This window comes from Halorubrum orientale, from assembly GCF_059623105.1.
The window spans coordinates 187,197-213,123 of record NZ_JBSPSR010000006.1; the positions used below are offsets into that span (position 1 = coordinate 187,197).

A 25,927-nucleotide genomic window follows, 5' to 3' on the forward strand; every position below is an offset into this window, starting at 1 on the left:
AGAACGGCTTAGTGGCTCAGGGTTCCACAGGAAGCCGTGTCACCATCAGCGCAATCTACCGGCGACGTCGAACGGGCGAATGGGATGCCGATGCTCGGGCTCGGCACGTGGAAGAACGAAGATCCAGCACAGTGTGCCGAAAGCGTCCGTGTCGCCTTAGAGATGGGCTATCGCCACATCGACACCGCACAGATATACGGCAATGAGGCTGCCGTCGGTGAGGGGATAGATGCCGCGGCTGTCGACCGCGAAGACGTTTTCCTCGCGACAAAGGTGTGGATCTCGAATCTCACACCGGAGGATGTCATCGCGACCACCGAAGCGAGCCTCGAGAAGCTCGGTGTCGACGCCGTGGACCTGCTGTACGTCCACTGGCCGGCCGGAGAGTACGACCCTGACGAGACGCTCCCGGCGTTCGACGAGCTTGTGGATCGCGGGCTGACAGCGCGCGTCGGCGTCTCGAACTTCGAACCACACCACGTCGAGCGAGCGATGGACGTACTCGACACACCGGTATTTGCGAATCAGGTCGAGACACATCCGTTCTGCAAACAATCGGCGCTCCGTGAGCACGCCGCCGAACACGGCTACGAACTCGTCGGCTACTCGCCGTTAGCGCGCGGCTCGGTGTTCGACAACGATGTCGTACAAGACATCGCAGCCACACACGACGTCAGCGAGGCGCAGGTCAGCCTCGCGTGGCTCACCGAGAAGGGCGTGACGGCGATTCCCAAGGCGACGAGCGAGACGCACATTCGCGACAACTGGGAGAGCCGATCACTGGAGCTATCGACCGAAGAAATCGCCCGAATCGACGCCATCGAGCGGCACCACCGGGAGGTCAATCCAGACTTCGGTCCCGACGCGTGGGAGTGATCCGGGCCGGTGCGACGACGTAGTCCCGGCGAAGACGCTATCGTCGGTTGCCCGGGTTGACCGAACAGGTGTCGACGCCGAGCACCGAGTAAAGGCCACAGGTGCCGGTCAGGGCCGTGCCGAGCATCGCGAGTGCGACGATACCAAGGACCGGACCGGCAGTCGCCGGTAACGGGCCGACTCCTGCGAGCGTGGCGAGCGAGAGGCTGCCCGCGACCGCACCGAGTGCCGTTCTGACGCGTTTGTCCGTCGCTCCGACATTGGTTTCCATGTAGTTATGTACGGGCTCTGCAGTCATAAACGCTGTTGTGAACGGCAGCTCGTCGCTCGCGTCGCCGACGTAGACAGAAGGTGAACGCCGGTGGGTGGTGTGACCGTTCAGCGCGTGATCGTCACCGGGATGGTCGCCTTGTCGACGACACCCTTTGCGACGCTTCCGACGACCTGTTCGCGTTCCGCAGAGAGACCGCGGTGCCCGACGAAGATGGCGTCAGCGTCGGTCTCCGTTGCGAACTCGGCAATGGCGTTTGCCGGCCGGCCGGTGAGGAGCTCGGTCTCAACCTCGATGGCGTCATCCTCGTCGACGGCCTCCTCCGCGACAGTCTCCTTCGCGACCGCCTTAGCGCCCGTGAGGACCTGCTCGCCCTCATCGAGTGCGGCCTCCTCGCCGGGCATGACGAGGGTGCCGTCGATCAACTCCGATTCTGGGGTCAACACGTGAACTATCACGAGTGTCGCGTCAATCGCGAGTGCATTTCGGGCCGCGTATCGGACGGCGTCGTCACCGACCGTCGATCCGTCGGTCGCAGCAAGATAGCGCATACAATTTTTTTCGGCCGGACACACATAACTGCTGTCTGGCGTTCCCAGTGCGTGGTCGCACGCGAGCATGATGGCGAACAGGCGGTCGCTGCGTCCCCACGCCGGTCGACCGCGCAGCCGCCGTGGCCGGTCGTGGGCTATTGCGGTGTCGTGTCACGGGTTGGCTGCCGCTTGGTATAAAAGCGTTCGCGTCTCAGGGCACCGACCGGGAGACCATCTCGCCCCACGGCTCGAAGCCGTGACGGTCGTAGAACGCGCGCGCACGCTCGTTTGCGGGGTCGACGTCAAGCACGAGCCGGTCGAGCGGGAGGTCTTGCTCGGCGGCAACCGCAATAGCGGCCTCGATGAGCGCGTCTGCCACCCCTGTCCCCCGGTGTGCCGGTGCGACGTAGAGCTCGTTGAGCACCGCGGCATCCCAAATGAACGCCAGCCGCTCTGGCAGACAGAAGGCGTAGCCGACGACGTCCTCCGCGTCAACGGCGACCGTCACACAGTCAGGATCGTCGGCGACACAACGGTCAACCCAGTCGAGCCATCGACGTCGGTAGTCGTCGGTAAGCTTCCCGTCGTACGCCGCCGCCTTCCCAACACCACCGGTATTTTCACCGAGCCCACGCTCGAAGGCTCGCTTACACGCGTACAGCCCGTCGGCGTCGGTCGCAGGATCGTACGGCCGGTACTCGACGCTCACGAGACGTTCTCGCGCAGTCGACACGGGGTCACGGACGACGGTACGAAACGACGGTAATGCGGATCAAGTCTGGACACGTCACTCGATGTGGTAGGTGCACTCAATACGGTTTCTCTTCCGGCGACGCGGGCCGCGGTCGGCTCACGCCATCCCGAGCGCCGTGAGGATCTGGTTGCCGAACACCATTGCGATCAACCCGAAGAGCATGACGAGGCCCGACGAGACCGTAATCGTTCTGACGGCCGCGTGGCGGTTATCGATTGGCACACGGCTGATCGTCGCCTCGGCGACCATCCGGAGGATCCGACCGCCGTCGAGCGGAAACGCCGGGAGGCAATTGAACAACGCGAGCTGGACGTTGATCCAGCCGGCCCAAAACAACAGGTTCGCGAGGATGAACACCCCGCCGCCGAGCACCGCGAGCCCGCCTTCGAGAACGTAAAAGTTCGCGACGCCACCCGCGAACCCCGCGAAGTTGAACGGCAGCCCAAAGAGGCTCCCAAGCGGGAGGATGAGGGTAACGAAGACGAGCCCGACGATGGAGTTCGCCAGTCCGCCGACCGCGACGCCTGTGAGTGCGTCCGGTCCACCGTCGCCACCGAGCAGCGCAAGGTAGGTGTCGGCCGGATATTGCGAGGCACCGACGTCGTCGAGCGCGAGGCCGCTCGACCCTGGGAAGAGGCTGACGCCGATGAGCCCGCCGGGCCGACTCGGGTGTGGGTCAAGCGTAACGTCGTACGCGACACGCTCGCCGGACGCGGTGTAGGCAGCGACCGGAACGGTCTCACCGGGCTCTAACTGTTGGAGCGTCGTCGCGAGCGCCTCGTCGGTGGGGACCCGGTCACCGTCGACCGAGACGATGGTGAGCGGCTCGCCGACGGCGGCACCCGCCTCGTGTATCGGGCCGCCCTCTTGTACGGCAACGACGTACGCGCCGACCGGCACGCGGGTGTCGGCGAGGGATTCACCGTCCGCGGAGGTCACGGTCACCGTTGCGCGCTCGTCGGTACCGACCGCCGCGAGAAAGTCCGCTTCGGTCCGCACCGACTCACCGTTCACCGCGGTGACGACCGGCGGCGCGTCCGCGACCGTGACGCCGAACGGGTTCCCACCAGCAGACCCAATCGCTTGGAGCTCCCGCTCGAGGACGACTTCACGGGTTGTGTCGCCGTCGTCGACGACGATCGGGACGTCGGCGGCAGCGTCTGCGAGCACGGTGTCGAACGCTGCAGCGCCGTCGATTGGCTGCCCGGCGACCTCAACGATCCGGTCACCGCGCTCAAGGTCCGCGGCAGACGCGGGCGAGCCGGGCGTCACCTCGCCGACGGCGTAGCCGGGAGCAACGGCCATCGCTCCCGTGACGGGACCGAAGAGCAGCGCGAACGCGAGGACCGTGAGGAGGACGTTCGCCGTGACACCGGCGGCGAACATCCGTGCACGGGCGCCACGAGAGGCAGCCTGTGTCGCCGCTTCGTCCGGTTCGACGAACGCGCCGACGGGAAGGACAGCGAGGAACACGAGCCCCATGGAGTCGATGTCGATCCCCTCGACGCGACACAACAGTCCGTGGGCACCCTCGTGGATCACCATCGCGATTGCCAGTCCGGCGACAATCTCGGGGGCAACCGACAGCGGGAGGAAGTCGTTGACGCCCGGGATGATCAGGAAGTTCTGCGGCTGCCGGATCGCAGCAGGCTGGGTCGCAGTGAGCGCAGAGAGTCCAGACGAGAGGATCAACGCAAACGATCCGACCATCGCGACGAGCGCGCCGCCGAGACCGAGGTTGGCGAGCGCCCGCCAGAACCGAGTCGGCCGGGCGAGTCGGTCGAGGAACGCGCGGCCACGGCGGGTGTGCAGCGTCGTCAGGGGACCTGACACCCGGACCGAGTCGGGGAGGATCCCGCGAGTCTGCAGCCAGGCCATGGCCGCTGTGTACGCGAGAACACCCGTCAGCACCCACAACGCGGTATTCATACGAATTTGTGGGGGACGACCGGGTGTAAGCCGTTCGGTTCGAACACCCACTGGCTGTGACGAGCGGGTCGTATCAGCTCAACCCGCCTCGATCGATTCGAGCGGCCGGCACGTTCGGCATACCGGACGGCTCGTCGTGGACCCACACCGTTCACACGCCCGGAGCGATCGGTCCTCTTGGGCGGCGGTACCGGTTGTCGTGGAGGTCTCGTTTGTGTCTCGGGCGCCAGTCGAGGAGGCCGTCTTCACGCACTCGGCGTTTCACTGGGCGGTGCTGATACCCATTTCGGGGTGGGTCATGCCGCTGTCATGCGCCCCGCGGTGAGACTCTCACGAACGGTATCGACGAATCGGTCCGGGTGTTCGACGTGGGGGAGGAGCCGCGCGCGATCGAAGACGACGAGTCGTGCATCAGCCGCGTCGGCGAGGTCACGACCCTCGGCGAGTGGACTCACGTCGGCCTCGCGTCCCCAGACGATCGTCGCCGGGACCGCGAGGGCTTGGAGCGCTCCGGCGAGGTCGAGGTTGCTGTTGAGGAAGCCAGAGATGAACGACGCGGGCGCAAAGCGCGCGTTCTCGACGTGCGTTGTTCGCCACTCGTAGTCGATCCACGCCGAACTGGGCGCATCTTCGGCGTAGTAGCCGTGGTCAGCGTTGAAGTAGCGGATCGATGGCTTCGACGCGAGGAGGTTGAACGCGGCCTCACCGACGAGCGGGGCCCTGAGCAGTTCTCGGACCCACGGCTTCGGCGGACTCGGGCCCGCGACAGCTGTCGGGCACACACCGACGAAGCCACCGAGCGTGACGCCCTCATCGCTCGCGCCGGTGGTGTCGGCGGCAGCCGCTGCGTACGCCGCCGACAACGATGAGGCAACGACCGCGGGCCTGTCGAACGTAGCGAGGAAGTCAGCGACAAAGTCCTCGTACAGCGCCGCGGAGTACCGCAGTGGGGGACGATCAGAGCGGCCATACCCCGGGAGATCCGGCGCAATGACGTGGTGATCAGTAGCGAGATCCTCGAACACCGCTCGCCACTCACCCGAAGAGCCCGCGGCGTTGATCCCGTGGAGCAACACCAGGTCGGGGTCGTCCGGGTCGCCGGCTTCGGTGTAGGCGACGTCCATCCCGCGCCAGTGATAGGTTCCCTCGTCGCCGTCAAGCGGAGACTCAAGCGGCTCTCGGTGGCGGAGCCCGACGTTCGCCGTCGCGACTGCACCGGCGCCGAGGAGGGCCGTCCCGACGAAATTTCTGAGTCGCATACCGGAATGTGTGTCTCCCGCGATTTATACCCGTGGGGAGAGACGGTGTCGTCGTCCCGTGTGCACCATCGGCCGACACCAGTTTGGCGCCACGCTAGTGGCACATCAGCCGTCGAGCTCCGGGAGTCGGCCGCCGTCGACGGCCACGTTCTGGCCGCTCACGTACGCGGCTGCGTCACTGAGGAAGAATCGGAGCGGCGCGGCGACGTCGGCGAAGCTTGCAGGGCGGCCGCGCGGGAACGACTCGACACCGGCCTCGGTGTTCTCGACAGCAAATGGCGAGACGGCGTTCACCGTGATCCCGTCGTCACGGGTGTCGGCTGCAAGCATTCGAGTGAACATGAGCACCCCCGTTTTCGCGACAAAGTACGGGAAGTTCACCGGGTGTGCGTGCTGTCGGTCGCTGTCGGCGAAGCCGATATTAACGACGCGTCCCCACCCTTGTTCGCGCATCGCCGGCACCGCGCACCGTGAACAAAGAACTGTGCCGTAGAATGTTGACTCGACCACGTTGCGCCACGACTCCCACTCGATCTCACTCCAGTGACGCGAGTCGAAGTCGCCGACGTTGTTCACGAGGATATCTACCGTGTCGAGTGCCTCCGCTGCGGCAGTGAACAGGCCGTCAACGGCGTCGGGATCGGTGATATCTCCCTGCACAGTCGTTGCCTCAACACCGCGCTCGCGGGCCTCCTCGGCGGTCGCTGTCGCTGCGGCTTCGCTATCATGATAGTGAACGACGACGTCCGCGCCACAGTCGGCAAGCGAGAGCAGCAGTTCGCGTCCGACGCGTCGAGCGCTTCCGGTGACGAGTGCGGTTCGGCCGGTTAGATCTGGAGTGATCGCCATGGCGATCCGTCGTGGGTGTGACGGTTAATCCTTCTCGCTCGGACAGTCCCGTCGCGATTCGGTGTCGGGCTGTGACGACTCACTCGACGTTCTGTTAGTAGCTCGCTCGACACACCGTTCGATAGGGCCGACGACCTCGGCTGCGACGGTGTAGGGGTCGGTTTCGCCGCGACGAACCCGCTCTGCGAGCGCGTCGATGCCGCCATGCTCGGCGATCGAGTCGCTCGCAAGTGCACCGACGTCGGCACGGATGAGGGTTCGAATCGTGGCCGCGTGCCGGCGGCGACGTGCCGCCGCCAACTCGCCCGAGTCGCGGAGGGCCGCCGCGTGTGCGTCGAACGCCTCGAGAAGCGCGTCGACACCCTCACCCGTTTCCGCGACGGTCCCGACGACCGGCGGCGTCCATGTCGACGACCCATCGTCGCTTGTGTCGGTCGTCTCCACAACGCGGGCGGCTCCGGGACCGTGGTGACCCGTGGGGTGGCTCGTCTCCGCGCTCACCTCACGGCGATGGACCATCTCGTCGAGTTCGGCGCGGGTGCGTTCGGCTCCCTCCCGGTCGAACTTGTTCACCACGAAGACGTCACCGATCTCGAGGATTCCCGCCTTCAGCGTCTGCACGTCGTCGCCCGCCCCGGGCTGGACTAACACGGCGACGGTGTCGGCCGTGCGCACCACATCGATCTCGCTTTGGCCCGCGCCGACCGTCTCGATCAGGATCGTGTCCTTGCCGAAGGCGTCGAGGGCGGTCACCGCGTCAGCCGTCGCCATCGAGAGCCCACCGAGCTGCCCGCGGGCGCTCATCGAGCGGAAGAAGACGTCCATATCACCGACGGTCGAAGCCATCCGGATCCGGTCGCCAAGTACCGCCCCGCCGGTGTACGGTGAGGCAGGGTCGACGGCGACGACCCCGACGGTGTCACCGCGGTCCCGGAGCGCAAGCGCCAGCTTGTCGACGAGCGTCGACTTGCCCGCACCCGGTGACCCAGTGATACCGATCACGTCGGCGGTGCCGGTGTGGTCGTGAAGCGCCGAGACGATCCTGCGGTATCCCGGCGAGCGGTCTTCGATCCGCGAGATGACCCGCGCCAGCGCCCGGTGGCTCCCGTCAAGCAGCGACTCAACGAGGGCCGCGTCGCGATCGGTCAGGTCTGTGCTGGCCCCATCAGCAGCGCCCTTCTGGCGCTCACCGGCCGGCTCCTCGGTGTTCCTCGCCTCGTCTCTGTCTGTGTCCGTGTCGCGTCCGACCATCTACGCGCGCTCCGGGAGGTTCGCCCTGACGAAATCGACCGTCTCAGACATCGGAGTACCGGGGCCGAACACCTCCGCGACGCCGGCGGCTTTCAGCGCGTCTTCGTCATCGTCAGGCACGATCCCACCGACGATCACGAGGGTGTCATCGAGCGCACTGTACGCCTCCAGCCCGTCGATCACCTTCGGGACGAGGGTGTTGTGTGCCCCAGAGAGGATCGAGATGCCGAGGACGTCGACGTCCTCTTGGACGGCCGCCTGTACGATCTCTTCTGGCGCCCGATGGAGCCCCGAATAGACGACCTCGAAGCCCGCATCACGGAACGCCCGGGCAATCACGTGTGCGCCCCGGTCGTGGCCGTCGAGTCCGACTTTCGCGACCAGACACCGAATAGGGCGCTCGTCGGTGTCGATACTCATGCTTCGAGTTGGATCCGGCGGCAATGTTACTCTACCGGCGGTGAAACACGTCTGCACTCACACACTCCGATGTACCTTTCCGCTCCGGTGACGTTTCTTTGTGCATGGACGCACATTCGCCGGTAGTTTCGGTTCGGGACGTATCACTAGAGGTACAGTAGTCATGTCGGGCAAAGACGACTACTACAACCGCTCGAAACAGCAGGGGTACCGCAGCCGTGCCTCCTACAAGCTCCAACAGCTCGATTCGGAGGCGAGCCTGCTCGAGGCTGGCGATACGGTCGTCGACCTCGGGGCCGCCCCTGGGGGGTGGCTACAGGTGGCCGCCGAGGCGGTTGGCGAGACAGGGACTGTCGTCGGCGTTGATCTTCAGCGGATCGACGACTTCGACGAGCACGACGTCGAGACGATCCGCGGTGATATGACCGACGAGCGCACCCGACACTACCTCCGTGAGGCGGTCGGCGAGGCCGGCGCAGACGTCGTAGTGAGCGACATGGCGCCGAACATGACCGGCGAGTATGAACTCGACCACGCGCGCTCGGTGCACCTAGCACGCCAGGCGCTCGCGGTGGCCGAAGAGTTGCTCGCGCCCGGCGGTGACTTCGTCGTGAAGGTGTTCCAAGGCCGCGACCTAGAGGGCCTTCGGGAGTCGGTGGCAGACGCCTTCGACTACGTGCGGACGGTCTCACCGCCGGCCTCTCGGGACGCCTCTTCGGAGGTGTACCTCGTCGCGAAGGGACTGCTGACCGCCACCGTAGCCGTCGGCGACCGGCTCACGGTGACGGTTGAAGAGCGTGGGGACGAGGGCGACGGAATCGCGTACGTCGACGGCTACACCCTCTTCGTTCCCGAGGTGGCACCGGATGAGACCGTCACAGTCGTCGTCGAAGACGTGAAGCCGCGCTTCGGCTTCGCGAGCCGCGTGGAGTCGACGAGCGAGTAACCCAATCGGCACACCTCTGCGGGCGAGAGGCGAGAAACAGCACCCATCGACGATCTCACGGCGAGGGGTCGGTGTGTCGGTCGACGACCGACGAGCGAGTCGAGCGCGTCTCGTCCACGTCCGTGACGTCGGTATCGGCGTCCTCGTCGTCTTCCGCGGGCTGGACGCGGACCCCGCGGATAGCGTACTTGACCCCGTCGGTGTAGCTCGGGTCAGGCGAGACGGTCCACCCTTCGGTCTCCGCGAGTGCGCGCACGTTCGGCAGTGCCATCCCCGCGTCCGCGGTCGGCTCGGCGCTCTCGTACGCGAAGAGGAGGCCGTCGCGTCCGCCGGTGTCGTGACGGCCGTCGTCCGTCACATCGAAGCCGTCAGACCGGACCTCGAGCGTGAGCGTCGACGCCCCGTTGTACGCGGCGAACCGAACGGCGTTCCGCAGGAGGTGTTTGAGTCGAGTCGGGGCGGCTAAGACGGTGCCGCCACCACGCACGACGATAAGCGGCGCCCCGGGAACCGTCTTAGCGGCCGCGCGTACGATCCGCTCGAGGTCGACAAACGTCTCTTCACCGGCGTCGTGTGTGTATCGAACCAGCGTGTGGAGATCCTCGACGCTCTGTTCGATTCGTCGAACACGTTCTTGAGCGGTTTTGACCGAGTCATGAGCGGCAGCCGGATCGTCGGCGTCGAGTCGCTCGAGAGTCACGTCGAGATAGCCGTTCGCCACCGTCACCGAGTTTCGCAGCTCGTGTGCGATTGCGCCTGACATGTCCGCGAGCTGCTGTTCGTGTCGTTTTCGCCGCTCGCGCTGGCGCTCGAAGGTCGTGACGTCTTGAAGCAACAGCGTGTGTCCGAACGTCTCGGTCCCGACCTCCAGCGGATGACTCGTACTCAGGTACGTTCGAGTCTCCTCGCTCACGGTCGTCTCGACGAGTACCGGGCGACCGGTGTCGTAGTCGGCCGCGAGTGACGATGAGAGCTCCTCGATAGACACCGGTGTGTCGCCGGTGTCGAGCCTCGGGAAGATCGTCGCCGCCTCCTGATTCCACTCTGTGATGACGCCGTCAGCGTCGAGGACGAGGATGCCACCGGCTGCACGCTCGACGATCGAGCGGCGGGTCGCACGCTCTTCGGCGACGAACCGCTCCTCAGCAAACACCGTCGTCCCGACCGCGAAGACGGCGACCCCGACGGGTTCGTACGTGAGCGCCGGGATGAGATCTGGTGCGAGCAAGTTCACGGCCTTCGGTGCAGACGCGAGTCCGGTGACAGCAAAGAGTCCGGCAAGCGTCCACGGCGGTCGCTCGGACTGTCGGTAGAGCCGGTAGAGGAGAGCAAAGCCGATACCTGTCAGTAGGTACGCGAGGACGAACGAGCTCCAGTAGAGCGGTCCTTGGTCGATCAGGAGGAGTCTGGTGGGTTCTCGCTGGAGCGTCGCAGTAAAGTACTGACCGTGAATCGGGTTGGTGAGCTTGGCGGCGACCACGACGATGTAGACGCCGACGGCTGTCAGCCGGTACGACCGCCGCCGGTGGTAGTCGTGGCCCGTGTACGCCGAACAAAAGTACAGCCACGGTCCGATGGTGGCGAATCCGACAGCGAGTGCGAGGGCGTAGATGGCCGTCGCGGTCGACTCGTTCGTAACGAGCAACCCACCTGTCTGGAGTGCCCCCCAGACGCCCACGACGAGCAGCAGCCACCGCAAGCCCCGTCGTGAGTCGGGATTTCCGAGCCGCGACCCACGGGCAGCGACGGCAAAACACGCCGCTGTGGACGCGAGGAACACACCGACGAGTGGCCACGAAACCGGCATTATACGGTATAGATCGAAGATATGTGCCACACTACTTATTACCCCCGGTGGATTCAACCGGTGGCCGAATCGGGCCCGAGAGTTTCGCGACACCCGTCGGCATCGTCTGCTTGCGCCCAGTCCGGTCGCACGATTGTCGCGGGTCGCACGATTGTCGCGGGTCGCACGACTGTCGCGGTCACTGACTCGATTGGGCGGTCCGGCGCCACTCGCGGACCGTGAACCCCTCGTACGGGGTCTCAGCGGCGACTATCCACTCGTCTCGGTCCCACGGTGGGAACCGAGCATCACCGTCGTACCGGCCGTCGACGTGGCTAAGGGCCATCTCGTCGACGAACGGCTGGAACAGCTCGTAGATCGTTGCACCACCGAGCACGTATGCGACGTCATCCGTTGTCCGTTCGCTCGCGAGCGTGAGTGCCTCCTCAACGTCGGCGGCGACGACCGCGGTCGGCTCCGCGAGCGTCTCGAGGCGACGGCTCACGACGATCTGGTGTGTTCCCGGGAGGTCCTCACGCATCGAGTCGAAGGTCCGGCGTCCGATGATCACTGGAGCGTCGTCGACACGGGCCCGGTACTGCTCGATATCGGCGGGAAGCGGGGGCCACGGAACTGCACCGTCGTCGCCGATCACGCCGTTTTCTGCCACCGCGGCGACGCTGACCAGTCGCATACAACAGAACGGATCCGCATGCGTTAAAGCGACTCGGCTGACTGCGTGCACTAGCCGTCGAGCCCGAGGAGGTCGAACGGCGAGCCGTTGTCGGTCGCAGCGGCCTGCTCGTACACCACGTGTGCCGTAGCGACGTCCTGGATCGCGAGCCCCGTAGAGTCGAAGACGCTGACGCCCGTCACTCCGTGTGAATCTGACCGACCGGCCCGCACACCGACGACGATGTCTCCAATTTCCCCGTAGATGTCGTCGTCGCCGAGCACGCCCTCGGCGTACGGGACGTTGATCTCACCGGAGTGCGTACACTGCTCGTGGTCGTCGATGACGACGGCCGCGTCAAGGAGAAGCTCGTCGGCGAGTTCGTGTTTGCCCGCGGCGTCAGCACCCATGGCGTTGACGTGGGTGTGATCACCGACATCGTCTGGGCCGACGATCGGCTCCGTGCTCGGGGTTACCGTCGAGAGCACATCGCAGTGGCCGGCTGCCGAGATGGAGCCCGCTCGAACGTCGAACCGATCGTCGAAGGTGTCGACGAAGGCCGCAGTGCGCTCATCGTCAAGATCACTGACGACGACTTCCTCGATGTCACGAACCGTCGCGATCGCTTCGAGTTGTGTGTACGACTGGACGCCGGCGCCGACGATTCCAAGCGAGCGCGCGTCTTCGACTGCCAAGTGGTCCGTGGCAACTGCGGCGGCTGCCCCCGTTCGTTTCATCGTCAGCATCGTTCCGTCCATGATCGCAAGCGGGAACGCGGTCGTCGGGTCGGAGTAGATCATCGTTCCCATCACCGTCGGCAGGTCGTGATCGGTCGGGTTGTCGGTGTGGACGTTCACCCACTTGATGCCAGCTGCCTCGAACGACCCGGTGTCGAGGTACGCAGGCATCGAACGGAAATCGCCGTTGTGTTGTGGAAGGTCGATGTACGACTTCGGCGGCATCTGGGCGTCGCCGCGCTGGTAGGCCGTGAACGCGCCTTCGACCGCTTCGATCACGCGGTCCATCTTGGCGTTCTCGTCGACGTCGTCGTCGGTGAGAAGCAGCGTCTGCATACTCGTCTCTCACAGTGGTCGGTACTTAGGACTGCTGGAGCGGCCGTTTCACGGCCAATATTCGTGTAAAATGTGTGTTTTTGTGTCAATTCGGACGGGCGGACCGTCGGCGGGTGGCTGTAGGAGGCGTGCCCAACGCGATTACATCGCGCCGCCCATGCCACCCATGCCACCCATACCGCCAGCGGGGGCACCGGCGCCCTCGTCGTCGTCGCCGGCGGTGGAGAGGTCGCCTGCCGAAATGATGTCGTCGATCTTGAGCACGAGGTTCGCCGCCTCGGCCGCGGAGGCGATTGCCTGCTCTTTTGCGTGGGCCGTCTCAACGACGCCCGCCTCGAAAGTGTCCTCTACATTGCCGGTGAAAACGTTCAGCCCGGCGTTCGCGTCGCCACCCTCGTGAGCCGCGCGGAGGTCGACCAGCAGGTCGATAGAGTCGAGTCCAGCGTTCTCGGCGAGGACACGGGGGATGAGCTCGAGGGCGTCGGCAAATGCCTCGACGGCGAGCTGCTCGCGGCCGGAGACGGAGTCGGCGTAGTCGCGGAGGCGACTTGCGAGCTCGACTTCGATCGCGCCGCCGCCCGGAAGGATCCGGCCGTCGGAAACGGTTGTCGCGACGACGTCGATAGCGTCGTTGATCCCGCGCTCAAGCTCGTCGACAACGTGCTCAGTGGAACCGTAGAGGAGCAGCGTCGCGCCGTGGGGGTTCTCGCCTTCGACGTAGAACAGCTCCTCGTCGGTGTCGCGCTCGACGGAGCCGACCGCGACGTCGCCGGCGGACAGCGAGTCCAGGTCGGTGACGATCGTCGCGTCGAGAATGTTCTTCAGGAATTTCATGTCGGACTTCTTCGTCCGACGGATGGCGAGGACACCCTCCTTCGCGAGATAGTGCTGTGCGAGGTCGTCGATGCCCTTCTGACAGAAGACGACGTCAGCGCCTGCGTCGACGATCTGGTCGACCTTCTCGCGGAGCTGGGCCTCCTCCTGGTCGAGGAACTGCTGAAGCTGCTCGGGGGAGTCAACGCTGACAGAGGTGTCGACGTCTGCCTCCTCAACCTCGATCGGGTCGTTGAGTAACAGGACGTTCGACTCCTCGAAGTCGGTCGGCATGTCGTCGTGGACGGGATCCTTGTCGATGACTGCGCCCGAGAGGAGCCGCGATTCACCGGCTGCACGGCCGGTGCGCGTCTCGATGTTCAGGTTCTGGAGGTCGACGACGTGTGAGCCGTCGTCGGCCTCGACGGTGACGCCCTGGACGGAGCGGACGACGAGATCTGCGAGCACGTCCTTTTCGAGCTCGGCACCCTTGCCTGTCATCGACGTCTCGGCGACGCTCTGGAGCGTTGCTGTGTCGTCGGGGTCGACGGTCGTGGCGACGTTGTCGACTTCTTGACGGGCGAACTCGCTCGCGAGGTTGAAGCCTTTGATCACCGCGGTGGGGTGGATATCCTGTTCGAGGAGGTCCTCGGCGTTTTTCAACAGCTCACCTGCAACGGCGACCGCGCTCGTCGTTCCGTCGCCGGCCTCGTCTTCTTGGGTCTCGGCGACCTCGACGATCATCTCGGCGGTCGGGTTGTCGATGTCCATCGTCTGGAGGATGGTGACGCCATCGTTCGTGATGGTGACGTCGCCCATCGAGTCGACGAGCATCTTGTCCATCCCCTTCGGCCCGAGCGTCGAGCGTACCGCCTCGGCGACACCGCGCGCCGCAGAGATGTTGTACTCCTGTGCGTCACGATCCTTGACGCGCTGGGCGTCCTCGCCCATGATGATCATCGGCTGGCCCTGCTGCATTCGCTGACTCATACAGCGCTTGATTGATTGTGATTCTATATAAATCCATCGTAAGCACACGTCGCGGAGTGGAGGTGCGGGGCGGCAATCGGGCGAAGAAAACCACGTGATGGAACGCGTCCGAGCCGAGATTCGTGTTGACTTGTCACACGCTCGAGTGTGCGTGTACATCGGGTATGCGCGGCGGTTTTAAGTGTAACGTGGGACGGTGTCGATCGAACCAAGCGAGATGGGGTCCGTGTGACTCCAGGGGACTCCGCGACACGCGGGCACTACGTCCTGCCACACTCTCACCAATGCGCGTGTGAGAGTGATTGTGCAAGCGAGACGACGCTGTGACACTGTACAAACGAGACGACCGCGCGACACACGGACGCAGTTTCGGCTACGCCCTCCCCAGCCGATTCGATACGTCTACCGTGGTGGTTCTGTGACGAACACGACTCCGCGACATCCGGGCACCAGTTGGCCACACCCTCCCCAGCCGATTCGTTCGTCGCCGGCGGCGACTCGCTCATCCCTCGCACGCGCTCGCGAGCCCGCCTTCGGCGTGCTCACGAGGCGCGCGCCACTGAATCAGAAGTGACAGAAATTAAATACATTACTGTGAATATCAGTTTCGTGGATACTAAGATAGCAGACGTTTACAGGCTCTCCTGACGCAATATAACAGTTGAGACCGGATAGAATGCCTGAACAAGGGGCATCTTAGAACAGTTCACAAGCTATTGTTGTTACAGAGTCAACGGCGAATTGCCTAGTACAGAGTATGTATCAGTCACGGGTGTTCTGGTCCCACAAGAGGAAATACACTGGCAGAGATAAGATAGATAACTGTCATACAACATCGAAATGACTGATATCCAAGACCTCATATTCGCTGTGTTGTATATCAAGGACATCACTGGGGAGATCGCTGACCTGGAAGTGTTGATTGAGGATTTCATCGCCAACCCACTGATACTTCTTTTCATTCGTCTCGGGGTTATCGGCTCTCTTTCTGTTCGTTTTAATTCTCATTGCACTCCACTTACGCGTAGTGGGGATTCGACTCTGTCGAAGGAGTTGTGTTTATTACGATGATAATTTTCGTTGTGTTTATGACTTCAGTCATGTGTTCTGTGCACGTTCGGACACTCATTTCATTTGGCCTATATTATAAATCAATACTGCACTGTGCTCAGACCCAATATACATGTGTATAAAATTTATAGCCGATAACAACACTCTCGGTATTTGAGCACCTCCCTGCTACCCGTTATACATCGTCTACCCGGGGGTGTGCTACTCTCACAGCATCAACCATCAAAGAGTTTACCAGACGTGTACACTACCATGCAAGCACAAGACTCATACACAGAAAACCTATGTGTACGCTACCAGTGACTACAGCCGATAGCTCGGGGGCTGTCGGCACAGCCGGGTGAGTAGAATCGGGTCATGGCTGACGAGTTTGACGGAATCAATGATGAACACCTAGAGCAAGCGATGGCAACCACCGAAGGGTTGTTCGACGTGGTATCTGAGGTCAGCTTGCCAGGCGCATCAACCCAAGACAAACCGGATGTGGGCCAAGGAGAGACTGACTACGAACAGGCAGAGACCCGACTTTGGAATCAAACAGATGTGCTTGATCACGACGCTGAAACGACCACGTCGTGGACGACACAGGATGCTTACATCTGGAATCAGGGGATTAGAGCGGGTTCATCTACGACAGGCGCTGATGATAATAACGCCGAATCTGAGACCTCATTCGAGTGGGTCGATACGGCATCGATAACGGCTACAGCGTCGGACGCGGATACCACAGACGACACACCGTCGTCACAATCCGATACAGCGGCCTCGGAGAGCTCTCCTGACGCCGGTTTCGACGACGCCGACCCAGCAGACGAAGTCCACACTGGTCAAGATGGCCCAGCAGACCTCTCGGCACCGGGAACCGACAGCGATGCCCCGTCAGGAACGGGGTCCAGCACGACAGCGGCTGCGTCAGGAAGAGACAGTGATGATGCAGCCGCCTGGGATATCGCAACCGGGCGCTTTCAGCGGGTTGATGACGTCGAACCCGCGTCCAACCGGGAGACTCACACAGACGCCGAAACGACGTCTGACAACCTGCGACTCTGGAACTCGTGGAATAGCAATACAGACACATCACTTGAGACGCTCATCAAGGACCAGACGGGCGATGGCGAACCCACAGTGGCTGAACCAGCAGACAATGCTCCGCCGCCGGCAGCTGCACCGCCAACCGAGCCGGCTGATTCTCCAACCAAGACGCCCGAGCCGACTCCGGATACCGGCGACACCGGCAAGACACAGCTCGATACGCCGGCTGACCCAGAGCCATCGACGACAGATCTCGAGACGCTCTTGACGCCACAGGGTGCGCAAGTACTCGTCGATGGTAGTATGAATGACCCCGCAACGCAGGCCGCCTGTGACCAGCTACTCAAGTTAGACCACCCACATCACACGCTCATCATCGCCCCTGAAGGCCGGGCAGCAGAGCGGGTTCAGCAGGTCCACACATCCGAGGAGGGGGAAACGACGGTGGTCGCGCTGATGACACAGAGTCCGACTGCAACTGCACGGTCACGCACTATCCGCACCGATGCTGCCGATCCGGTAACGATCGAGCGCGTTAACGCATACACGGACTTCTCCCGGATCGGTATTCTCATTTCACAGGCGCTAGCCGAACTTGATGAGTCACTGCCGACCGTAGCGTGTTTTCACGGGGTTGAAACGCTTGTCCAGTCTGTTGATGCAGAGCCGTTGTTCAAGTTCTTACACATAATCACGAACGAACTGAGCATGGCCGATGTGACGGCACATTACCACATCGACCGGGATCAACATCCACAGACGACAGCGACGATCGAGCCCTTGTTTGAGCGGTCAGTCACGGTGTCGGCCGACGGTTACGATATCGAGACACAGTCAGATTCGTCTCGTGGCTGAGGCTGTGGCTCTCTCCTTTTTGTGAGCGCTGAGACGTATCGGCTGTGGCGTTGCCCATGTGAGTTAAGTAGTGAGACACTGTCGCAGCCGTCGTCACGTCTCACTCATCAGCCGAAAGCTCCGGGGGTGGGCCAGCATCACCGAGCTTGGCGCGACCGCTCTGGACACCGTGGACGACTGCCGCCACAGCAAACAACACGACAACGATAGCGGCGACTGCAAGCGGTGGGACATCGCTAAACGCACCTACAGCCGCCCACCGGAGGGTAACAAGCACCCCCGCTGCGACGGAGAGTCCAGCATAAAAGTAGCTCCACGGGATATCTCTCCGGGGAACAATCTCCAAGTAGATATCGGCTTGTTCAACGGGGTCGGTAAGTGAGACGGTCCCCGCATCCTCATCGTATGTGACGATATCTTCCTCATCGAGCGTCGACAGATGTGATTGATACAGCGAAATGTACACCCGTTTTCGTTCTTGGGCTGTGAGGGCCTCAACCGATTTGTCATTCTCCCACGCTGCGACCTGTTCGGCCAGCGTCTGCACTGTCACCGCATCGGCGTCCGCCTGCTTCAGGTAGTGAATCGCATAGCGACGCCGCCGGTCGGCGAGGATATCGTACGCCTCGTCTGATGAGAGGGCAGCTGGCTGGTCGTCTGCGGAGGAGTCCGTACGTGCGGCCGTCATGGCACACTCACTCGCTTGTGCGGATTGATCTGGGAGAGCAGGGAGAAAACGCCAAGCACGTGATGGATAATCTGTCCCCGAATCAAGTGTCCGGTCATGACACGGTGCTGGCAAAACCAAGCGTTCCACGTCACTTATATCTACAGGCCAGTTGAGACCGCAGACTCGCGATGGGGGCGGGCCGCGTCGCTGACCGCCCGTCGTTCGAGGAGACCCGCTTGACCGGCAGAGGTAGCCACGTGGTGTCGGAATCGACCGTGTTAGGCCGGCCTACCGCGCTCTCATGGACTGAGTAGCCCGGCGTAACCGTCATCAGCGGGGGTGTTAGCGCTCAGTAACGACTGCGTAGGTCGGGGTAACAAAGGGATGGGAGTATGTATGTGGTGGTAAGAGGGCCGCCGCACGGCGCTCGACGACACCACGTAGTTACCCCATGGCAAAAAGCAAGATCTTCGCGCTGGTGCTCATCTTCGCGGCGATTGGCGTTGCCGCAGGCACGGGCGCGTTCACGACTGCAGAGGCGGACCGGACGGCCGAAGTGAATGTTGCGGGCGATGCGAACGCACTGTTAGGCATTGAAAAGGCAACGAATACGAACGGGAATGAGTTTGTAACTGTTGATGGCACCGCTGAGCAGGTTGTAATGAACCTCTCTGGTGTGAATGATTCTCGAGGTGGAGTTAACGCGGACGCAGCAACAGATCTCGGAAACGTACTCAACTTAACCAATAATGGAGAGGAGACAATTCAAGTGAAAGTTGAACTCTCTACTCAGGATGTTGCAGCTGGGTCCGCGCACTTCTACGTTGGAAATTCATCTGACCCATCCGGTACTGGCGACGCCGATTCGGCTGCCGGAGATGTAAATCTTGCATCAGTTGGTAACAGCGAGTTCGAATCGAATGTTGCTAACACAACTAATAGTAGTACACCAAACAGGTTCAGTCATGAAAGCAAATATAGTATCACTAGTGACATAGCAAGCGACGGTAGCACATCTCACGCTGTTGTTGAGCTTGACCCAGGAGACACCGTCACGGTTGGCTTTGCAATTGATCTCTTTGGACAGGAGCTTGAGAATTCAAATGAGATCATAAGTGACGTAACGATTATCGCCGATACTGGCCTTGAGGATGAGACTGGTGTTGATGTTGAGATAGAAGACGAAAGTCTCAGTGAGGACCCAGAGTCCGTATAAGGCAATATAATTTCAAACATCTGTAACTAATAGATCGGTAAGCAGCCTCTGTAATTTTGACAGAGGCTCCACAGCCGATGTGATATAGCGCATTCACCACCCCCACCAGAGCCACCTATGCGATTCACCACCATCATCGGCCTTAGCACCGTCATCGCCGGCGTGCTGCTCCTGCCGGGCCTCGTACTCGGCGTCCCCGGTGCGGATCCGGCCGACACGACCGAAACAGCGGCACCGAGCGTCACAATCAACGCCGCCGACACCCCGGGCGGAGCTGCGCTCACACAGACGACGTCAGCGTCACCTCACGGGACCGTGACCGTCGATACGGCGACGTTAAGCGACGTGCGTGCGGCCGGTAGCACCGCCCGCGTGTTCACCGTCACGAACACCGACACGCAAGCGGCGGCCGTCTGGATCGGGACTGAGACAGACGGTCTCAGTGTGGTTGGCGTCGAGAACGGAGAGACACTCGATACCGCAGCGACCGCGGCAACGCTCGAGCCTGGTGAAACGGTCGTTATTGGGGCCACCCCCACAGACGAGGCGGCCGGAGCCAACGCCACCAGTTCGGCGTCACCAGCAGCCACCACGGTGACGCTGGAGGTGCGTGTCGACCACGCCGCCGGCCAGCAGACGGGTGGGTCCACGACAGGGGGGTGAGCGATGAAACTCACCTCGTTGAATCCACTGGTCGCTCTCATTGTCGCCGGGATGGTGGTGTTTCCGGGTGCGTTAATGGGGGTCCCTGCCGTCGAAAGCGATGAGTTGTTTCCTGAAGAGCCGCCAGACATTACTGTCGAGCCGGTTGAGCCGGAGAGCCAATACGTCGATGTCAAAACGACGGACGGCACGAACGAACTCACAATCGTGGTCGACGACCCCGGGGTGAACGCCGACGCCGTGACCGCGTTTGATGACCTCATTGCAATCACCCATGCGGATACGACAGACCAGCCGGTGACCGTCACCGTCACCCAGGCTAGTGACGCATTCACCTTTCGAGACGCGGCTGGAGCGCCGGTGGGAGACGGCGTTCAGTTAGCTCCTGGGGAGACCCAGCGGCTAGGGATGAGTGTCGATACGGACGGGATTCCGACCGGAACACAGCTGACAGCAACAATTACGATTACGGCAACGTTCGACCCCACGACGACGCCAGAGGGCGTAGGCGTCTCGGTACGGTCACCGGCCGGGACCCCGGCGACGAACGTCACCGCACGATCAACGCCGGTCGGGGAGTTGCCAGCGACGCTCACGACAGCAACGGAGCCACCCACGGTGACCGCGACAGCGACACCGTCATCAATCGAGACAGGAGAATCGGTCACCCTCTCGGCAGCCACTTCACGCGTGAGCAGCCTCACCGCCGCCATCGGAGAGGAGCCGGGCGCAACGCCAAAATTGCTGAGTAGCCAGCCGGTTCGCGTGAGCGCGTCAGACACCCCGGTCGGGGCGGTCCGGTTTACGCTGAGCGCTGCCCGCCGTGGGGAGACGCCGACAGAAGCGGTCCGCATCATCCACTCGCCGGCAGATAGCACCGAGTGGCGGCTCCTCGAGACGGCAGTCGTCGATGAGTCAGACGGCCAACTCACCGTTGAAGCCCCGGTCACCAATCTTGGACTGTTTGCCGTCATCGATGAGTCGGCGCTCACGTATGCGTGGTCCGTCCAGAACGCCACCGCTGCTCAGGGACTCACTGCATCCCAGTCATTCGAGCAACCTGGCGAGCGGACAGCAACGGTAACGATTACCGATGCAACCGGCCAGACACGCACAGCCTCAGTCCCCATTACGGTGACAGCGTCCGAAGATACAGGGAATGAGACGGGTGACGATACTCCCTCGTCACAGCCACCACAAGCGCAACCCCCGCAGCCGGACCCATCGCCCCCGGATGTGGCGGTCGACCTTCGAGGGACACCCGCTGCTGACGACACGACCGCTACTGGGACGTCGTCGGTGACGGTCACCGAACTCTCTCCAACGGCTATCGATACGGTTGAGGCAGAAACCGTAGCTCAGACCGCATCAACGAGCGGGGTGGCTGCCGAGATCGACGCGACGGCTGCCGTCAGCGTCGATGCCAACGTCGAGCCACAGGTGACGGAGCTGAGCGTGCAGGACATCTCAACTGAGACGGCCCAACAGCTTTCGGGTACAACAGACCTGAATGGTGGGGATACGGCAAGCCAGCGCCTCTCAGCTGAGACCGTGTCAATACCTGACTCAGCAACCGTCGACGAGGTCAGCGTTGATCAAAACGCGGTATCAAGCGACCGCCCTGTTACCGTCGTTGATCAGGAATCAACGTTTAGCGGCGAGCAGTCAACCATCCAGTCGACGGATGGCGTCGTGCAAAGCACTGCTCAAGTGGGGCGAGCCGTTGACATTGAGCCCGCTGGTGAGGCGGATGCCGGTGGCGAGGTGAGCATCGGCGTCCGACGTGAGACGATTGCGAGTGTCGATCCGGAGGCAGTCACCGTCGGGCACCTCACGGATAGTGGGTGGGAACTGCTCGAGACGGATGTCACCGTCCGGAAAGAGACCGTGGTTGCATCAGCTCAAGCCGATGACTTCTCGCCGTTCGCTGTGTTTGTCGATACGGGAGTAACCTACGAGTGGACCTTCCCCGATGGGACAACGCAGACAGGGAAGTCGGTTGCACACGCGTTTGAGGAGCCAGGAGTGTATCCAGTTGAGCTTCGCATTACGGATGCCCGTGGACAGACAGCGACCGACACCCGGGAGGTCGTCGTGAATGACGTGCCAACCGCCGCACCTGCAGTTATCGACTCGTCGGACTCAGATGACGCGGCCAACTCGACGCCGCAGTTCGTCGCGGTTGTCGACAATGAGGTCGGGAACACGACGGTCACGTGGGAGTTTCCCGACGGAGCGACGGCGACCGGGCCGGTCGTACGTCACGACCTGCCGCCAGGCCAGCATGATGTCGTTGTGCGGGTAGTCGACGAGTATGGCGTTGCGACGACGACAACAGCGACGGTGACGGTAGGGCCAGACGTCCCCGTCGTCGGGAACGTCGCGGCAGGGTGGTCGATGACGATTCCAGCTATTCTCTCTGTGCTGGGGGTCATGGGTCTTGTCGGTGGATATCAGCGGGTGAGTTGGCGCAGCCTCGGGCGACGCTTCCGTGATAACCCCCGCATCATCGAGTGTGCCGACCTGCTCGTTGACCCAGTCGGAAATCACGTCGAGATCGGGATGTTGCAGGTCGTCGATGACGACCGACCGCTTGAGTCGATCACGATTCAACTGATCGAAACAGGGCCGAACAGCCAACAGGTACGTCTCGAGACAGAGATTGGCCTGTTAAACGAGAGCCGGCGGGAGCCGGTGACGCTCACATACCAAGCCGAGCCAGAGCAGATACTTGTCCCCCCGAGCGTGACACTGCACGCTGATCGCGGCTATCAGGCTCGCGTCATCGCCGAAAACGATCATGGACAGACGGCCCATGACCGAACAGAGCAAGTCGCTGCCGCGGGTGTAGAAGATATCGAGGCGTGACGATTGGTGGAGACGACGCATCCGGCTAAGGTCAGATCACTGTGCCTGCATTGAGCCCAAGCGATCCGTTTGGAACAATAAATCCGGGAGTCGAACTCTCAGCACCGATGACGCCTGGGCGGTCATACTCTGTTTCTGGGACCTGCAGTAGTTCGAACTGTGGTGTACTACCATCGATAGCGTCACTAGGATTACTCAAATAAAATATCGGGCCGGTGCTGTCACTAATATTGACGCTGTCAGGATCGGTATCTACTCTTGGCAGTGGCCCGTCTTCACCTGCCTGATCAGTTTTGCCGATGAAAAATAACTCAGTGATATCATCATTGTCGATGTCGACTGGTGCGAGTGCCGCCTTTTTTGCGACTGAGCCCTCCTCAAGATTCGAATTTATTACTGTCTTTTCGTTTTTGTGGTTGACAAATGCAAGATTGTTGCTCCCGTCAACAAATGGAATTTGTTTGATACTATTCTCGTCAGACGTAAAGTTTCCTGCGGCGCTCACCCCTACGTTATTGTTTGATCCAACTCCTGCATTCCCAAGCGTGGCTTTCCCGTACGCTATTCCATTTATCGTGTTTGTAAAATTTTCGTTTCCATCTTTGTACACTTGTAATACTTTTGAATAATTTTCCTGAGTTCCAACCCACTCACTAGGGCTTGAGAACTCAGTTGTATCTATCTGCTTGATGAAATTGAGCTGTTGAGAGCTATTTAGATAGATGAGCTCATCAGATCTGTCGGCATCAATATCTTCAATGCCCACAACGCCGCCGGCACTCCCAGCGTTAGAGGTGTCCACAAGTTGCTCAACAGTCTGTGAGCCTCCACTAGCGTCTGACTCTGCAGCATAAATGCTATTTTTATCGTCGTCTACATACAAAGCCACGGCATCTCCAAGCTCTGAATTATTTTTTATAGCCCAGTTTTCAAGGTCGCCGGCTGCTACTCGCGTACTACCTGTAGTTGGTGCAGGTGTCAGATCCACGCTAACAGGAAAGTCACTGCTGGGATTCACCTGCGTGAATTCAAGTGTATCGCCTGAAACGTATGCAATATCGGCGTTTTCATCTCCAGTGATGTCCGCGACGATAGATCCTATTGAGTTTATTGTACCCTCTTCAGGAGGAGACAAAACAGTCTTGTTTTGACCACCATACACCAGGATATTATCGCCGACACCATACACCAACTGCCCGCTTGCATCGAACTGAAGCGAGATCTCGCGCGTGACCTCGGCGGTTAGCCCGTCTGTGCTAGACTGCAGGGTAAACACGACAGTATCTGTCACCGTGCCCGTCTGACGGGCAGCAGTTAGCACCTCAATCCCAATATTGTCTCCCGGCTCAAATGGGAGTATATCGGCAAAATCAGCAGTATCGAGCGTTGCTTGGCCGATCCCCTCTGAACTAAACCGGAACTCAAGCCGGCCGTTAGCACTCTCAACCCGTATCAGACCCGGATTATCAAATGTGACCGAGGTGTTGTTTACGATCGTAAACGACTGCGGCTCGGTCGGTGTCTCTCCGTCCGTAGTTATCACATCTCCCTCAAGACCGACGAGAGCTGTCTTATCGGATGCCGTGTTCACCTCTGAGACTCGGTCCGTCTCAGCAGTGGAGTATGCTGACGACTGGAAGGCGAGAATACCCGCGCCGCTAGCAATCGCTGTCAGTGCTGCACGGCGGGAGTATGTACCCATCTATGTGTTATTTGTTTCTACAAACATCTATATTTTATGTGAGACGATCTAGGTGTCGAGATGAAGCTGGGGCAGCTGGTCGTACGCTCTTGTGTAGCAGATTGCTGGTGAGGACTCGCCAGACTGAGAGATGTCGGTAGATCGCTTCTTTCACGCTGGTTCGCTCCCGTTGTGGTGAGCCCGGACGGGCAAACAGAGCTACGACAAGACCGCCCGACAGCTCGCCACCGACCATGTTCTCCCAAAGAGTGTCGTCACAGATACGAATCGGCGTATCGTGTCACAAATTTATTGTGGGATGCATCAATAATGCAGAGACACTTCCTGATGGCTATCGACACGCAGGTTAGTTACTATCTCTCGCTGTATGGTAGAGCCATTGGGACCGGACTGATCATCATTGCACTCCTCTCAGCGGCGGGCAGTGCGTATGTGTACACGAACCCACCGGTTGAAGAGACACCTCCCGAAGAGTTTGCTGTACAGTCATTTTCAATGGACACGGCCCACAGCGCAACAGTAACACGGTCGACACCGCTGTACGAGGAAGGCGAAGTCCTCACAAATCACCCGGTGTACTTTAGAAACTCAACGCCTAACCTGCGTCTCTCGACGACGGTTACCGTTCCAGGAGACCGAAACGTCACGATTTCCCAGCGAACATTCGTCCGCTACGAGGCGAGTTTTAATGGAGAGTCGTTCTGGTCACGGGAACGGCTACTCGCTGCTGTCGATCGGACCGTTAAAGGAGACCAGCTCCAGATCAATACAACCCTTGAGATTCCGGAGGTGTCACAAGAGCAATCTGAGTTTGGAAATGCGCTCGGAAGCGTCGGTTCACTCTCAACGGATCTCGTGATCACGCTCCGATACGAATCGCCGGCTGAAGGCGGCGAGACGTACACAGGGCGCTTACAAACCGGCTCCCCGATCCAACTCACCGGTGACGCATACTATCTGCAGGGAGGGTTGTCCGCAAGCGATACACAGAGTCAGACTCGAGGTGGCGGCACCCAAGTCGGCTCTCCAAACATAACTCAGGTCGGGTTACTCCTTGGGGTGAGCGGTGTACTCATCGTGCTGGGTGGCGGCGTCATCGTCTGGAGTGCCCGACAGGAAGATACGCGTGAACTTGAGCTTGCGGTGTATCGAGAGCAGTACAGCGAGTGGATCTCCGAAGGCGAGTTCCCGGCTGGCTCAGAGCGCAACTACATTTATATCGATTCGCTGAAAGGGCTCGTCGATATTGCGATTGACACAAACAATCGGGTGATCTATGACAGTGATATCGAGGTGTACAGTATCGTTGACGAGGGTGTCGTCTACTATCATTCACCGGATCCGACAGTTATCTCCTCATGGATCGACTTTTCACCGGAGTGAATTGTTTCAACCTCGTTGAGAACTAGCGATCTAGCGGACCAGTG

The 25,927-nt window shown here is 61.2% G+C and carries 21 protein-coding genes; 7 read left to right on the top strand and 14 right to left on the bottom strand.

Annotated features, from left to right (window positions below; genetic code table 11):
• Positions 1-84 precede the first annotated feature (84 nt).
• Positions 85-876: an aldo/keto reductase gene (locus ACWUI7_RS07760; protein WP_496641769.1), complete on the top strand. Its 792-nt coding sequence runs from the start codon at positions 85-87 to the stop codon at positions 874-876.
• A 37-nt stretch (positions 877-913) separates the two neighbouring features.
• Here the strand turns inward: ACWUI7_RS07760 and ACWUI7_RS07765 are convergent, their stop codons facing one another.
• From ACWUI7_RS07765 to ACWUI7_RS07800, 8 genes are all read right to left on the bottom strand, one after another.
• A complete protein-coding gene (locus ACWUI7_RS07765; protein ID WP_496641650.1) occupies positions 914-1,147 on the bottom strand; it encodes a YgaP family membrane protein in 234 nt (77 codons plus the stop codon).
• Between the two features lie 107 nt (positions 1,148-1,254).
• Positions 1,255-1,698 carry a universal stress protein gene (locus ACWUI7_RS07770; protein ID WP_496641651.1) on the bottom strand — a complete coding sequence of 148 codons (444 nt, stop codon included), beginning with the start codon at positions 1,696-1,698 and terminating at the stop codon, positions 1,255-1,257.
• Between the two features lie 193 nt (positions 1,699-1,891).
• Positions 1,892-2,389: a GNAT family N-acetyltransferase gene (locus ACWUI7_RS07775; RefSeq protein WP_496641652.1), complete on the bottom strand. Its 498-nt coding sequence runs from the start codon at positions 2,387-2,389 to the stop codon at positions 1,892-1,894.
• Positions 2,390-2,530: 141 nt separating this feature from the next.
• Positions 2,531-4,363 carry a site-2 protease family protein gene (locus tag ACWUI7_RS07780; protein WP_496641653.1) on the bottom strand — a complete coding sequence of 611 codons (1,833 nt, stop codon included), beginning with the start codon at positions 4,361-4,363 and terminating at the stop codon, positions 2,531-2,533.
• A gap of 296 nt (positions 4,364-4,659) precedes the next feature.
• Complete coding sequence (locus ACWUI7_RS07785) at positions 4,660-5,622, bottom strand: alpha/beta fold hydrolase (RefSeq protein ID WP_496641654.1); 963 nt, start codon at positions 5,620-5,622, stop codon at positions 4,660-4,662.
• Positions 5,623-5,727: 105 nt separating this feature from the next.
• Entirely contained in the window at positions 5,728-6,471 is a 744-nt protein-coding gene (locus ACWUI7_RS07790) for an SDR family NAD(P)-dependent oxidoreductase (RefSeq protein WP_496641655.1), read from the bottom strand.
• A 24-nt stretch (positions 6,472-6,495) separates the two neighbouring features.
• Positions 6,496-7,722 (bottom strand): methylmalonyl Co-A mutase-associated GTPase MeaB, encoded by a 1,227-nt coding sequence (gene meaB / locus ACWUI7_RS07795; protein ID WP_496641656.1) that lies wholly within the window; start codon positions 7,720-7,722, stop codon positions 6,496-6,498.
• A complete protein-coding gene (locus tag ACWUI7_RS07800) occupies positions 7,723-8,142 on the bottom strand; it encodes a cobalamin B12-binding domain-containing protein (RefSeq protein ID WP_496641657.1) in 420 nt (139 codons plus the stop codon).
• A 163-nt stretch (positions 8,143-8,305) separates the two neighbouring features.
• On the opposite strand from ACWUI7_RS07800, the gene ACWUI7_RS07805 reads away from it, so the two are divergent.
• Positions 8,306-9,088: an RlmE family RNA methyltransferase gene (locus ACWUI7_RS07805; protein WP_496641658.1), complete on the top strand. Its 783-nt coding sequence runs from the start codon at positions 8,306-8,308 to the stop codon at positions 9,086-9,088.
• A gap of 55 nt (positions 9,089-9,143) precedes the next feature.
• Here ACWUI7_RS07805 and ACWUI7_RS07810 read toward each other — a convergent pair whose 3' ends face one another.
• The 4 genes from ACWUI7_RS07810 to thsB form a co-directional block, all read right to left on the bottom strand.
• Positions 9,144-10,868, bottom strand: coding sequence for a histidine kinase N-terminal 7TM domain-containing protein (locus tag ACWUI7_RS07810; RefSeq protein WP_496641659.1), 1,725 nt, complete (start codon positions 10,866-10,868; stop codon positions 9,144-9,146).
• Positions 10,869-11,073: 205 nt separating this feature from the next.
• Complete coding sequence (locus ACWUI7_RS07815; protein WP_496641660.1) at positions 11,074-11,568, bottom strand: dihydrofolate reductase; 495 nt, start codon at positions 11,566-11,568, stop codon at positions 11,074-11,076.
• A gap of 50 nt (positions 11,569-11,618) precedes the next feature.
• Complete coding sequence (locus tag ACWUI7_RS07820; RefSeq protein WP_496641661.1) at positions 11,619-12,620, bottom strand: ornithine cyclodeaminase family protein; 1,002 nt, start codon at positions 12,618-12,620, stop codon at positions 11,619-11,621.
• 141 nt (positions 12,621-12,761) lie between these two features.
• Positions 12,762-14,411, bottom strand: coding sequence for a thermosome subunit beta (thsB, locus tag ACWUI7_RS07825; RefSeq protein WP_496641770.1), 1,650 nt, complete (start codon positions 14,409-14,411; stop codon positions 12,762-12,764).
• Between the two features lie 1,440 nt (positions 14,412-15,851).
• On the opposite strand from thsB, the gene ACWUI7_RS07830 reads away from it, so the two are divergent.
• Complete coding sequence (locus tag ACWUI7_RS07830; RefSeq protein ID WP_496641662.1) at positions 15,852-17,381, top strand: DUF7504 family protein; 1,530 nt, start codon at positions 15,852-15,854, stop codon at positions 17,379-17,381.
• A 100-nt stretch (positions 17,382-17,481) separates the two neighbouring features.
• Here ACWUI7_RS07830 and ACWUI7_RS07835 read toward each other — a convergent pair whose 3' ends face one another.
• A complete protein-coding gene (locus tag ACWUI7_RS07835) occupies positions 17,482-18,069 on the bottom strand; it encodes a DUF7344 domain-containing protein (protein ID WP_496641663.1) in 588 nt (195 codons plus the stop codon).
• A gap of 433 nt (positions 18,070-18,502) precedes the next feature.
• Between ACWUI7_RS07835 and ACWUI7_RS07840 the strand changes: the two genes are divergently transcribed.
• From ACWUI7_RS07840 to ACWUI7_RS07850, 3 genes are all read left to right on the top strand, one after another.
• Positions 18,503-19,267, top strand: coding sequence for a hypothetical protein (locus tag ACWUI7_RS07840; RefSeq protein WP_496641664.1), 765 nt, complete (start codon positions 18,503-18,505; stop codon positions 19,265-19,267).
• 117 nt (positions 19,268-19,384) lie between these two features.
• Positions 19,385-19,930 carry a hypothetical protein gene (locus ACWUI7_RS07845; RefSeq protein WP_496641665.1) on the top strand — a complete coding sequence of 182 codons (546 nt, stop codon included), beginning with the start codon at positions 19,385-19,387 and terminating at the stop codon, positions 19,928-19,930.
• A gap of 3 nt (positions 19,931-19,933) precedes the next feature.
• A complete protein-coding gene (locus ACWUI7_RS07850; RefSeq protein WP_496641666.1) occupies positions 19,934-22,798 on the top strand; it encodes a PKD domain-containing protein in 2,865 nt (954 codons plus the stop codon).
• A gap of 31 nt (positions 22,799-22,829) precedes the next feature.
• Here the strand turns inward: ACWUI7_RS07850 and ACWUI7_RS07855 are convergent, their stop codons facing one another.
• A complete protein-coding gene (locus tag ACWUI7_RS07855; RefSeq protein WP_496641667.1) occupies positions 22,830-24,500 on the bottom strand; it encodes a hypothetical protein in 1,671 nt (556 codons plus the stop codon).
• A gap of 291 nt (positions 24,501-24,791) precedes the next feature.
• Between ACWUI7_RS07855 and ACWUI7_RS07860 the strand changes: the two genes are divergently transcribed.
• Complete coding sequence (locus tag ACWUI7_RS07860) at positions 24,792-25,883, top strand: DUF5305 family protein (RefSeq protein WP_496641668.1); 1,092 nt, start codon at positions 24,792-24,794, stop codon at positions 25,881-25,883.
• Positions 25,884-25,927 lie beyond the last annotated feature (44 nt).

What these genes read in the sequence shown, in the direction of transcription:
- ACWUI7_RS07760 (WP_496641769.1), top strand. Translation starts at nt 85, where the DNA reads ATGCCGATGCTCGGGCTCGGCACGTGGAAGAACGAAGATCCAGCACAG.
- ACWUI7_RS07765 (WP_496641650.1), bottom strand. Translation starts at nt 1,147, where the DNA reads ATGGAAACCAATGTCGGAGCGACGGACAAACGCGTCAGAACGGCACTC.
- ACWUI7_RS07770 (WP_496641651.1), bottom strand. Translation starts at nt 1,698, where the DNA reads ATGCGCTATCTTGCTGCGACCGACGGATCGACGGTCGGTGACGACGCC.
- ACWUI7_RS07780 (WP_496641653.1), bottom strand. Translation starts at nt 4,363, where the DNA reads ATGAATACCGCGTTGTGGGTGCTGACGGGTGTTCTCGCGTACACAGCG.
- ACWUI7_RS07785 (WP_496641654.1), bottom strand. Translation starts at nt 5,622, where the DNA reads ATGCGACTCAGAAATTTCGTCGGGACGGCCCTCCTCGGCGCCGGTGCA.
- ACWUI7_RS07790 (WP_496641655.1), bottom strand. Translation starts at nt 6,471, where the DNA reads ATGGCGATCACTCCAGATCTAACCGGCCGAACCGCACTCGTCACCGGA.
- meaB (WP_496641656.1), bottom strand. Translation starts at nt 7,722, where the DNA reads ATGGTCGGACGCGACACGGACACAGACAGAGACGAGGCGAGGAACACC.
- ACWUI7_RS07800 (WP_496641657.1), bottom strand. Translation starts at nt 8,142, where the DNA reads ATGAGTATCGACACCGACGAGCGCCCTATTCGGTGTCTGGTCGCGAAA.
- ACWUI7_RS07805 (WP_496641658.1), top strand. Translation starts at nt 8,306, where the DNA reads ATGTCGGGCAAAGACGACTACTACAACCGCTCGAAACAGCAGGGGTAC.
- ACWUI7_RS07815 (WP_496641660.1), bottom strand. Translation starts at nt 11,568, where the DNA reads ATGCGACTGGTCAGCGTCGCCGCGGTGGCAGAAAACGGCGTGATCGGC.
- ACWUI7_RS07820 (WP_496641661.1), bottom strand. Translation starts at nt 12,620, where the DNA reads ATGCAGACGCTGCTTCTCACCGACGACGACGTCGACGAGAACGCCAAG.
- thsB (WP_496641770.1), bottom strand. Translation starts at nt 14,411, where the DNA reads ATGCAGCAGGGCCAGCCGATGATCATCATGGGCGAGGACGCCCAGCGC.
- ACWUI7_RS07830 (WP_496641662.1), top strand. Translation starts at nt 15,852, where the DNA reads ATGGCTGACGAGTTTGACGGAATCAATGATGAACACCTAGAGCAAGCG.
- ACWUI7_RS07835 (WP_496641663.1), bottom strand. Translation starts at nt 18,069, where the DNA reads ATGACGGCCGCACGTACGGACTCCTCCGCAGACGACCAGCCAGCTGCC.
- ACWUI7_RS07840 (WP_496641664.1), top strand. Translation starts at nt 18,503, where the DNA reads ATGGCAAAAAGCAAGATCTTCGCGCTGGTGCTCATCTTCGCGGCGATT.
- ACWUI7_RS07845 (WP_496641665.1), top strand. Translation starts at nt 19,385, where the DNA reads ATGCGATTCACCACCATCATCGGCCTTAGCACCGTCATCGCCGGCGTG.
- ACWUI7_RS07850 (WP_496641666.1), top strand. Translation starts at nt 19,934, where the DNA reads ATGAAACTCACCTCGTTGAATCCACTGGTCGCTCTCATTGTCGCCGGG.
- ACWUI7_RS07855 (WP_496641667.1), bottom strand. Translation starts at nt 24,500, where the DNA reads ATGGGTACATACTCCCGCCGTGCAGCACTGACAGCGATTGCTAGCGGC.